This is a genomic window from Salinibaculum salinum, assembly GCF_037645885.1.
GTDB classification, from domain to species: domain Archaea; phylum Halobacteriota; class Halobacteria; order Halobacteriales; family Haloarculaceae; genus Salinibaculum; species Salinibaculum salinum.
The window spans coordinates 26,117-36,998 of sequence record NZ_JBBENW010000028.1; the positions used below are offsets into that span (position 1 = coordinate 26,117).

The window sequence follows — 10,882 nt, forward strand, 5'->3', positions numbered from 1 at the left end:
AAATTAAAAGGGTTTTGGTTGGCCTAAGAAACTGAGATTGCGGGTTCCTGCACGGACTTTAGTGCGGGCGGACCGTAGGAGGCGTATGAGCAACGGGGACCCGGAGCTATCACAACTGTTCGGGGAATTGACCGGGGCAGTCGAGGAGTTACAGGACGAACTCACACAGACACGCGGTCCGCCACGGCCCCCAACACCGCGACAGCTCGTTCGGTTCACCAGCGAAGTGACGATACCAGCCATTGTGCTCGTTCTCGAGACGAACGTTCGCGCGTTGCGACTCGTCCAGCGCGCGCTCCGAATCGCTGAGGGCCGTAACCCCGGAACCGCTAGCTCGCAGACGCGCGAGCGTGCGACGGAACTCGGGCGAGCGACACTGTCCCGTCTTGACGACGCACTGGCTGACCTCGGGACGGCACTGGAGGGACGACCCCCGAACGACGAGGCCCGAGAGTTACTCGACGACGTTCGAACCCTCAAATTAGAGATCGACGACCAACTCGAGGCTCAGGGTACCACCCAGCGCGACAGCGTGGATATCGACGTCGATGCAGAGCTCCGGTCTCTCAAAGACGATGTCGACGATGAGAACTCACACGAAGGAAACGGAGACAACAGATAACGGCGAAATCCAGCCAGGTGTGATTCTTGTAAAACTCAACGAGAGTATCTATAACGCGAGTAAATGGCGGTATTCGATACCGCACCGCTATTGGTATGCCGTCTCAATTTGTAATCTGATAAAAACGTTTTACTGTGAAGGTATCAACAGTACAGACGGAGCCATCCATGCACAGCAACAAGCGTGAGGGGTCTATCGAAGTCGTGCTGTACGAACGAACTGAGTTACCGCCACCGGCAGCGGAGCGGGCCGATTGTGTCCACGATCGACTCGTCGAACTCGAAGAGAACGGTCACGTCGATGCGGTCACTCGGGAGGAGTGGGTCAAGCGGACGCCAGTCGAGGACTGTGACGACGAACTCCGGGATACGTATCTGTCCTTCGAGTCGTGGGCGGACGAAGAGGGGGTCCGTCTCACGCCGTTTTTCCAGACCAGGGAGTGCTTCTCGTCGGCAGCAGGCGAACACACCGACTGGCTCGTCATGCCGGCGTTCTGTCTCGCCGTCTACGATGGGGACGACGTCTCGGCCATCTATCCACACAACGACGACGAGGACGGTGCAAAGACCGTCGAAGACGGTCTACAGGCGCTGATTGGAGAGGACCTGAGTGATGCCACGCCGGAAGCGCTCGCTGCTGACTGACTACCGGACCGGTTCGAACCGATAACCAGCCCACGACTGGCTTTCTTTCGCTCTGAGACTCACGTCTGGGTCCCGTAACTCTTCGATGAAGACCGGCTGGACAGTATCCCCAATAGCCACATCATCCGTCATCTGTCCAAGGACTGATACAGTATTACCTTCGGCGGTAAATTCGACGATTGCCATTGTGTTTGGCGCCCGGACGCCAGACGGAGTCGCAATGCTCTCCGTCCAGGTTACCACTGTCGCGGTCCGGTCTGTGAGGTCGACCGTTTCGGTCTGTTCGCGTCCGCAGGTTGGACAGACGGTGTGGCCCGGATACGTCAGATGGTCGTTGGGACAGCGATGAGCGAGCAATCGCTCGCGGTCGGTGCTCGCAGTGTTGGGCGTCTCTGCTGTCATGCCGCCACCTCCAGAAGCGACGTGATCACACAGTTTCCAAAGCCGCCGACGTTACAGGCCAGTCCGCGGTCGGCGTCGACCTGCCGGTCACCCGCCTCACCGAGCAGTTGCCAGTAGAGCTCCGCCACCTGTGCGACCCCGGTCGCACCGAGTGGATGCCCGCGCGCTTTCAGCCCGCCCGATGGATTGATCGGCAGCGTTCCGTCTCTCGCGGTCGTTCCGTCGTCGGTGAGTTGCCAGCCTTTGCCCCGGTCGGCGATATCGAGTGCCTCTAGCTGGAGTGGTTCGAGTACCGTTACCATATCGTGGAGTTCGGCCACGTCGAGGGCTTCGACGCCCCAATCGGCCATCTCGAAGGCCCGACGACCGCTTTCGGCGACGGCCTCCATCGCTAGCGGGTCCGAGCGTTCGTGCACGACGTGTGTGTCTGTCGCGCCAGCGACACCGGCCACGCGGACGTAGTCGTCAGTGTACGCTTCGGCAACCGAAACGGGACAGAACAGGAGTGCCGCGCTGCCGTCGGTGACCGGACAGTAGTCGTAGAGGCGCAGCGGGTCGTTGACTATCGGACTCTCCAGTACGGTCTCGACGTCGACCGCTTTCCGGAACTGCGCGTGCGGGTTCGCCAGCGCATTGCTGTGATTTTTCACCGCGACGCGGGCGAGACTCTCCCTGGGTGCGTCGTATTCGTGCATGTAGAGTCGCGCGGCCATCGCACCGAAGGCTGGCAGCGTCACCCCGTGTTTGTACTCGACCGGGTGAGTCACCGACGCAACGACGTCCGAAGTTTCCGGCGTGTCACGATGGGTCATCTTCTCCCCACCGACTAACAGCGTCATGTCGCTGGCTCCGGACGCGACTGATTGCCACGCTTCGAAGACACCCGCCGCGCCCGACGCCGACGTCTGGTCGACGCGCTCGGCGTACGCCGGCAGTACGCCCAGGTCGTGTGCGAGCGCGTTCATCACGCCGGTCTGCCCTTCCAGTTCGCCGCTGGCCATGTTCGAGACGTAGAGGTGCTCGACAGATTCGCGTTCGACCGGCGACTCGTCGAGACACGCCTCGCCGGCTTCGGCGAGCAACTCTCGTATCCACGACTCTCGCTCGCCGAAGTCCGTCATCGCTGCACTGAGGATCGCAACGTCCATATCGGACCGACTCGGGGCCGCGTTGTGGTCGTTTCGGTCGTTTCCCTCACTCGCACGTATTAGGCCGTCCTAAAACAACAGTTATTTTAGGGTGGCCTAAAGACTGAGGGATAGATACGATGGCACGGACAGTAGAGGACATCTGCGTGATCGTCCCGACGATACGCGAGTACGAGTGTATGCGGGCGTATTTCGAGAACGCGCGCACACACGGTTTCGATTTGGACCGACTGCACGTCGTCCTCGTCACCGAGAACTTCTGTGACACCGAAGAGATGCAGACGATGCTAGACGAGGAGGACGTCTCCGGCGAGGTGTACGACGGCACCGCCCGCGAGGCGTGGTTCGAGCGCCACGGTGTCGGCGAATACAACCACCTCATTCCCGAAGCCAGCCACGCACAGACCTCCTTCGGGCTCCTCTACATGTGGGTGAACGACTTCGAGTACGGCGTCTTCATCGACGACGACACGCTCCCCCACGACGAGTTCGACTTCTTCGGTCGCCACCTCGACAACCTCCAGTACGAGGGCGAGGTGACCGGCGTTAGCTCCGACGAACAGTGGGTCAACGTCCTCTACCAGAACGAGGACGAACACGGTCTCTATCCTCGCGGCTATCCCTACAGCGCGATGGACGAGACGGTCGAAACCGAACCCGTCGAGGTCGACGACGTGGTCGCCTCCCAGGGCCTCTGGACGAACGTGCCGGACCTCGATGCCGTCCGGATCCTGATGGACGGTGACCTCCAGGGACAGGCACAGACCCGAACCAGTGTCGACGATTTCGGCGAGGACTTCGTCGCCCGGGAAGGCAACTACCTCACTGTCTGCTCGATGAATCTCGCCTTCCGCCGTGAGGTGATTCCGGCCTTCTACCAGTTGCCGATGGACGACAACGAATGGGACGTGGGTCGGTTCGACGACATCTGGTCGGGCGTGTTCCTCAAGCGGGCCTGTGACGTACTCGGCAAGCAGATCTACAACGGCGATCCACTCTGTGAGCACAACAAGGCACCCAGGTCGACGTTCTCGGACCTCACCAACGAAGTCCACGGCCTCGAACTGAACGAGCACGTCTGGGAGCTAATCGACGACGCCGGACCAGACGCAGACAGTTACGCTGGTGTCTTCAGGGCGATGGCACACGAACTCGCCGACGGCGACTTTGGCGATTACGAGAACGGACCGTTCCTCAACCACGTCGGGGAGTACATGCTCGACTGGCTGGACTGTCTCGATGCTATCGCCACTGCCCAGCCGCAAAAGCAGAGTATCCCGACGACTGGGGACGATTAGAAAGCGTTAAGTGTTTTAGGCAAACCTAAATTATGACAATGAAAGAAAATTCTGAGCGGACTTCTGAACGACACGAAACGGATAGTCGGCACACCCGACGGAAGGTACTGGCCGCGACGGGGTTGGCCGGGGCCGGGTCGCTGGCCGGCTGTTTCGGACTGTTCGGTGGCGACAACAACGATAGCAACGGGACCAACCTCGACGTGAGCATCGCGGACTTCCGCGGCTCGGGTCCAATGGTCTCTTCTCGCGGCGACCCTGGGGGGACCTCCATCACCGAGATGCCCGATCTGGAGGGCGAGCTTAACTTCTACCTCGGCGGTGGCGAGGGTGGCCTGTATCTGGATCTCATCGAACTGTTCTCGAACATCTACTCCGATTTCTCGTTCAACCACACGCTCGACTCCTCCAGTCAGCTCTCGAATCGAATTACCGAGGAGGTCGACGCCGGCGCGAGCCAGGCAGACGTATTCATCGCTGTCGACGCCGGGTCGCTCGGCAACGTCGCCGACGCCGGCGCGGCAGCGTCGCTTTCTTCCGACGTCACTGATGCCGTCCCTTCGCAGTTCAGGACCGGTGAGTGGGTCGGCATTGCCGGCCGTGCCCGCGCAGTTCCGTACAACACGAACGAACTCTCCGAGAGCGACGTTCCCGACACGGTCCAGGAGTTCCCGGACGTGTCAGCGTTCCAGGACAACATGGGCTGGGCGCCGACCTACGGCGCCTTCCAGTCGTTCATCACCGCGATGCGTCTCCTCCGCGGCGAAAGCGAGACGCGCCAGTGGCTCAACGACATGCAGGACGCGGGTATCTCCCAGTACCCCAACGAGTTCCGAATCTCCAATCAGGTCGCGAGCGGTGAGATTGTCTCCGGGTTCGCTAACCACTACTACGCGCTTCGCGTCCAGAGCCAGCGCCAGAACGCACCGCTCAACCTCGCGTTTACCAGCGGCGACGCGGGCGCGCTCATCAACGTCTCCGGCGCCCAGATTGTCAGCGGGACGCAACAACAGGACCTCGCAGAGAACTTCATCCGACACCTGCTCTCTTCGGAGGCACAGGAGTTCTTCGCGACCCGAACGTTCGCGTATCCGACCGTCTCGGGCGTCGAACCGGTCGGTGACCTTCCGACTATCGACGAACTGAATCCGCCGGACATCGACCTCTCGGAACTGTCGGACACCGGACCGACGCTCGACCTGCTCGACGAAACCGGAGTGCTCTAACCGACGGAGGGATAACTGCCCCATAAACTGATGGACAGTTCTACGCAATCATCATCCGAGCCGGCTCGCTCACGCCTCCGAGAGCTATCGGCACGTCTCCGGAGTTACGTCCGACGTCCCTCCTTGCTCGTCGTCGTCGCGACGCTCGTTGCGCTCGTGTTACTGTCACCGGTCGTCTGGATTATCCTCGAAGCCCAGAGCGTCGGGACAGAGCGGGCGATATCGATGATTTTCAGCGCCAAAACGGCCGAAATCGTCGTCAACTCGTTGCTTCTGACGGCGGCGGTGACGGCTGGCTCGATTCTCGTCGGCGTGCCACTCGCCATCCTCACGGTCCAGACTGACCTGCCGTTTCGTCGGTTCTGGACAATCGTCTCTGCGCTCCCGCTCGTGATTCCCAGCTACATCGGTGCCTTCGCGTTCGTCTCTGCGTTCGGACCGCGCGGCGTTCTCCAGGATATGCTCGCACCGCTCGGGATTCAGGAACTCCCGGCGATTTATGGGCTGTTCGGTGCGACGCTCGTCCTGACGCTGTTTACCTACCCCTACGTCTACCTGACGACGCGCGCCTCGCTCCTTTCCTTCGACGGGACCGTCGTCGAGGCGGCCCAGACGCTCAACCACTCGCGCTGGCAGGCGTTCAGGCGCGTGACACTCCCGCAGATCAAACCCGGTATCGCCGCCGGGTCGCTGCTCGTCGCGCTGTACACGCTCTCTGATTTCGGGACGCCCCAGATCATGCGCTACGACGTGTTCACGCGGATGATCTACGTCTGGTACAACAATTTCTTCCTCGGGCGCGCTGCGTTGCTCTCCTTGCTCCTGCTCGCGATTACGGTCGGTATTCTGGTCTGGGAGTCTCGCATCAACGCCAGCCGAGAGGGTGCCCACGTCTCCAGTGGCTCCAAGCGGCCGGGAATGATCGAACTCGGTCGCTGGAAGTGGCCCGCGCTGGCCTTCTGCTTCTCGATTGCGTTCCTGGGACTCGCTGTCCCCATCGGCATCCTGTTCATGTGGCTCCGTCGCCCCTCGCCAGGCTACGCCGAGGGTGGCTTCCAGTTCGAGATGTCGTTCGTGGCTAACTCAGTTAGCGTCTCTGCTGCTGCTGCTGTCGGTGCGGTCCTGATCGGACTTCCGCTCGCGTATCTCTCCGCGCGGAGTGACTCGAAACTCGGCTCGCTCCCGGAGCGGGCCAGTTACATCGGCTACGCGATGCCGGGCGTCGTCGTCGGTCTCTCACTCATTTTCCTCGGGCTTCGGTACGAAAACGCCCTCACCGGCTTCCTCAATCTCGGGGAGACAAACATCCTCTACGGCACGGTCTACGTTCTGATCTTCGCGTACATCGTCCGCTTCATCCCCCAGGCCGTCGGCACGATGGAGTCCTCGATACTCCAGGTCGACCCCAAACACGTCGAGGCGGCCCGGTCGATGGGCGACGGCTCGCTGCGGTCGTTCCGCCGCGTCGTCTTCCCGCAGATCGCGCCGGGGGTCATCGCGGGCGGCGCGCTTGTCTTTCTCACGACGATGAAAGAGCTCCCGGCGACGCTGCTCTTGCGACCGCTCGGCGGCGAAACCATCGTTACTTACATCTGGCAGGTCCAAGAGGCAGCATACTACGGCCAGGCCGCCGTCCCGGCGCTCATCCTGGTTGGCGTCTCTGCGCTCTCGATGCTCATCATACTGCGACAGGAGACCGACGATGGCACGTAACGACACCCCCATGACCGAACCGGCGACAGAATCGACCCGCGACCACGACGAGCGCACCGCTGTCCTCGAACTGGACGGCGTCACCAAGGAGTTCGGCCTCGAAGCGGCAGTCGAAGACCTCTCGCTGTCGGTCGACGACGGCGAACTTCTGACGTTCCTGGGACCGTCGGGCTGTGGGAAGACGACGACACTCCGGCTCATCGCCGGGCTGACCGAACCCACTACCGGGACGATATCAATCGCTGGTGAACCTGTCGCCGGCGATGGGACCTTCGTCGCGCCGGAAGACCGCGACGTTGGACTGGTCTTCCAGAACTTCGCTCTCTTTCCCCACCTCGATGTCGCCGAAAACATCGCCTTCGGCATCGCCGACTGGTCGAAAGCCGACCGGGAGGACCGCGTCGACGAACTGCTCGAACTCGTCGGGCTCGAGGACCACCGCGAGAAGATGCCCAGTCAACTCTCCGGTGGTCAGCAACAGCGCGTCGCGCTCGCCCGCTCGCTCGCGCCGGAACCGGACGTGCTCTTGCTCGACGAACCCTTCTCGAATCTGGACATCCGCCTGCGCGTCGAGATGCGCGAGGAAGTCAGAGAGATTCTGAAAGAGGCCGGTGTCACCGCCATCTCCGTCACCCACGACCAGGAGGAGGCACTCTCCATCAGCGATCGCGTGGCAATCATGAACGACGGCCACCTCGAACAGGTTGGCAAGCCCGAAACCGTCTTCGAGAACCCCGAATCGAAGTTCGTCGCCTCCTTTCTCGGGCGGGCGAGTTTCCTGACCGGACGCGTCCGCGGTGACATTGTCGAGACGACGCTCGATACGCTCTCAACCGAGCAGATCAACGGTCCGCTCAGCGCCTACGACGGTGCACAGATCGACGTGCTGGTCCGGCCGGACGACCTCGAAGCGACGCCCGTCGAGGAGAACCTCGCGGACGGACACATCGTCCACCGCCAGTACAACGGGCCGAACTTCGTCTATCGCGTCGAACTGAACGACGGCGGCGTCGTCCGCTGTCTCCACAATCACGTCCAGACGTTCGAACACGGTCAGCCAGTGAGAGTCGATATCGTCGCCGACCACCCACTGGCCTGGTACCCACTCGACTGAAAATGGGGCCGCTCCAGCGACTCGCCGCGGCACGCACGCGCCCACGGTGGGTCGTCTGGTCGCTCGCCGTCCTCACTGCTGTGCTCGTCTACGCAATCGGTGAAGGCGTCTTTCCCTACTACACGACGAACCACGACGAAGCCGTCTATCTCCAGCAGGCCGCGATGCTTCTGGAGGGACAGTTGTTTCTACATCCCCCCGTTCCGGAGGTGTTCCGACCGTGGTTTTTCGTCGCCGAGGGTGACGCGCTGTACCCGAAGTATACGCCGGTCACCGCCGCTATCTTCGCTCTCGGGATGGTCGCTGGGTCGGCACGGCTCGCGCTCGCGGGCGTCGCAGCGCTGACGGTCGTCCTGACCTATGCTGTCGTCGCAGAGGTGTTCGACCGCGAGACCGGCGTCGTCGCAGCCGTCCTGCTCGTCCTCTCGCCGCTCTTTCTTGTCGACGCGTCGGTCTTCCTGCCGTACGTTCCCGCCTTCTGCCTGAACCTCTGTTTTGCGTGGGCCTATCTCCGCGCCGACCGGACCGGAGACACGCGGTTTGCAGCCCTGGCTGGCGGGGCAATCGGTCTCTCTTTTTTCGCTCGACCGTACACTGCGGTGCTGTTTGCGGCACCGTTTATTACACATGCCCTCTGGACGCTCCGCGGGTTCGACCGCGACGTAGTACTCCAACAGGGGACAACAGCCGTACTCGGCCTCTGCGGCGTCGCCGTCGCACTCGGCTACAACGTTGTCGTGACCGGCGACCCGCTCGTCTTCCCCTACCAGGAGTTTGCACCGCAGGACGGCCCAGGCTTCGGGACCCGGCGGATACTGGGCTACGAGCGCGACTACACCATCCCGCTCGCACTGGAGGCCAACGCCCGGAACCTGCTGACCTACGCGACACAGTGGACCGCGGGCGGTCCACTGGGGAGTTTGCTCGCTCTCGGCGGACTCGGTGTCGTCGTCCGGCGCGCTCGCTGGCGACCGGACCCGCGGACGCTCGCGCTCGCCGGGGTCGCCGTCACGATACCGCTGGGCAACGTCTACTTCTGGGGCACGCTGAACGTGCTCGGAGACCTCTCGGATACGACGGACGGGCTCATCTCCTTTCTCGGTCCCTACTACCACGTCGGTCTACTCCTCCCAACAGTTGCCTTCGGCGCGGTGGGTGCTATCTACGTCGTCGGAGTCGTCAGCGACTGGTACGCTGCCCTCGACAGTAAACCGCTCCGTACCGCCACACTGGTCGTTGCGTTGGCCTGTGCGCTCGTCCTGACCGGCGTCACTGCCGGCGCGTTCGGCGGCCCGCTGACGGACAACTACGAGGTGACCGAGCAGTACCAGCAGGCGTACGAACCCTTCGAGGAGCGAGACCTGGAGAACGCGCTCGTCTTCCTCCCCGACCCGTACGGCGACTGGCTGAACCACCCGTTCCAGCCACTGCGCAACGATCCCGGGTTCGACGGTGACACCGTCTACGCGCTCGACGAACGCCAGTTCCAGGTCGTCGACGCCGTTCCCAACCGGACGGCCTACCGGTACACGTACCGCAATCAGTGGGTGCCCTACTCGCGCCAGGCCGTGACTCCCCGACTGCAACCGGTACGCGTCGCCGAGGGATCCAGCGTCGGCGCGAATCTCTCGCTCGGCGTCCCTCCTGCTGCCGAGGCTATCGAGGTCAGAGGTAGTTTCGGCGAGTCAGGTAACAGTACGGCTGCAAGCATGCCCCGGAGTGGACTCGACATCTCCATCACGGTCGCGGACGGCCGGGCAGCTGTCACCTCACCACATTTCACCGAGAACCTGAGTGTAGAGCGCCTGCGCGACGAGCCGTTCAGACTGGTGACGTACGTCGACTACGGCTCGCTCGGTGGCTTCGAGTACGTCGTGACGCTCCCGGTCGACCGCACGCGCGATGGCTACCGGGCGCTCACACCGTCGCTCGAAGTCTGCCGCTCGCCGACGAGCTGTGGCGGCGAAGCCGCGTACGTCCCCGGCGAGCACCGCGACGGGGTCCGAATGAATGCCACGGTGCACGGAGACGACAGATGACTGACTACGAACTCACACGCCGCGACGCGATTGTAGCGCTCGCTTCCGCCGGGGTTGTCGCTGGCGGAGGCGCACTCACCTGGCAGGCTCTCGATGAGACCGCTGACGAGGGCGAACCGAGGGTTACCGAGCACGACCGCGAACTACTCGATACCGTCGCCGCCGTCGTCTATCCCTCGTCAGTCTCCGGTATCTCCGAGTTCGTCGAAACCTACGTCGTGGGCAGTATCAGCGACCGCCCCGATCGACTGGCGGGACTAGTCGATTCGCTCGATTATCTGGATAGCTACGCGAAAGAGTGGTACGACGCGCCCTATCTGGAGTTAACCGAAGCACGCCAGAAAACAGTTCTCAGCGCGATGGGCGCGGACGTGAGCGAGCCGGACCCCGAGGGAAGCGATGTAGAACGGTTCAGGTTTTACGTCGTCAACGAACTCCTGTATGCCCTGTACACGTCACCGACTGGCGGCGAACTGCTCGGCCTGGAAAATCCGCAGGGACATCCGGGCGGGGCCGAGAGTTACCAGCACGGCCCACCGGAGTGACTAGTGCGGCTTCAATCGTGATTTGCTGGATATAGCTGGCGGAGTTTGATGCGAGCGTCATCGGCCGTGAACTGCCACTCAATCTCGGATTCGTCCTCGTTTCGGGTGCGTTCCCACGCAGCGACCTCCGT

At 62.4% G+C, this 10,882-nt stretch carries 10 protein-coding genes; 8 read left to right on the forward strand and 2 right to left on the reverse strand.

Translation table 11 applies throughout. The features are described 5' to 3' along the window. The first annotated feature begins 85 nt into the window (after positions 1–85). Together WDJ60_RS17815 and WDJ60_RS17820 are read left to right on the forward strand one after the other, a co-directional pair. A complete protein-coding gene (locus tag WDJ60_RS17815; protein ID WP_340102075.1) occupies positions 86–622 on the forward strand; it encodes a DUF7547 family protein in 537 nt (178 codons plus the stop codon). A gap of 167 nt (positions 623–789) precedes the next feature. Continuing rightward, positions 790–1,266: an HTH domain-containing protein gene (locus WDJ60_RS17820; RefSeq protein ID WP_340102076.1), complete on the forward strand. Its 477-nt coding sequence runs from the start codon at positions 790–792 to the stop codon at positions 1,264–1,266. Here the strand turns inward: WDJ60_RS17820 and WDJ60_RS17825 are convergent, their stop codons facing one another. Both WDJ60_RS17825 and WDJ60_RS17830 read right to left on the reverse strand, forming a co-directional pair. Beyond that, positions 1,267–1,668 (reverse strand): Zn-ribbon domain-containing OB-fold protein, encoded by a 402-nt coding sequence (locus tag WDJ60_RS17825; RefSeq protein WP_340102077.1) that lies wholly within the window; start codon positions 1,666–1,668, stop codon positions 1,267–1,269. Next, on the reverse strand, positions 1,665–2,816 hold the full coding sequence (locus WDJ60_RS17830; RefSeq protein WP_340102078.1) for a thiolase family protein: 1,152 nt from the start codon (positions 2,814–2,816) through the stop codon (positions 1,665–1,667). Before WDJ60_RS17830 ends, WDJ60_RS17825 begins: the two co-directional genes overlap by 4 nt. Positions 2,817–2,935: 119 nt before the next feature. Here WDJ60_RS17830 and WDJ60_RS17835 point away from each other — a divergent pair, with 119 nt between their 5' ends. From WDJ60_RS17835 to WDJ60_RS17860, 6 genes are read left to right on the forward strand one after another with little or no spacing between them, the layout of a single operon-like run. After that, on the forward strand, positions 2,936–4,114 hold the full coding sequence (locus WDJ60_RS17835; RefSeq protein ID WP_340102079.1) for an alpha-1 4-glucan-protein synthase: 1,179 nt from the start codon (positions 2,936–2,938) through the stop codon (positions 4,112–4,114). 38 nt (positions 4,115–4,152) lie between these two features. Then, entirely contained in the window at positions 4,153–5,340 is a 1,188-nt protein-coding gene (locus WDJ60_RS17840; RefSeq protein WP_340102080.1) for an extracellular solute-binding protein, read from the forward strand. Between the two features lie 30 nt (positions 5,341–5,370). After that, on the forward strand, positions 5,371–7,053 hold the full coding sequence (locus WDJ60_RS17845) for an ABC transporter permease (protein WP_340102081.1): 1,683 nt from the start codon (positions 5,371–5,373) through the stop codon (positions 7,051–7,053). Further along, positions 7,043–8,167, forward strand: a complete 1,125-nt coding sequence (locus WDJ60_RS17850; protein WP_417750476.1) for an ABC transporter ATP-binding protein — start codon at positions 7,043–7,045, stop codon at positions 8,165–8,167. Before WDJ60_RS17845 ends, WDJ60_RS17850 begins: the two co-directional genes overlap by 11 nt. A 2-nt stretch (positions 8,168–8,169) precedes the next feature. Beyond that, positions 8,170–10,206, forward strand: a complete 2,037-nt coding sequence (locus tag WDJ60_RS17855) for a DUF7846 domain-containing protein (protein ID WP_340102083.1) — start codon at positions 8,170–8,172, stop codon at positions 10,204–10,206. After that, positions 10,203–10,751: a gluconate 2-dehydrogenase subunit 3 family protein gene (locus tag WDJ60_RS17860; RefSeq protein ID WP_340102084.1), complete on the forward strand. Its 549-nt coding sequence runs from the start codon at positions 10,203–10,205 to the stop codon at positions 10,749–10,751. Before WDJ60_RS17855 ends, WDJ60_RS17860 begins: the two co-directional genes overlap by 4 nt. Positions 10,752–10,882: the final 131 nt, after the last annotated feature.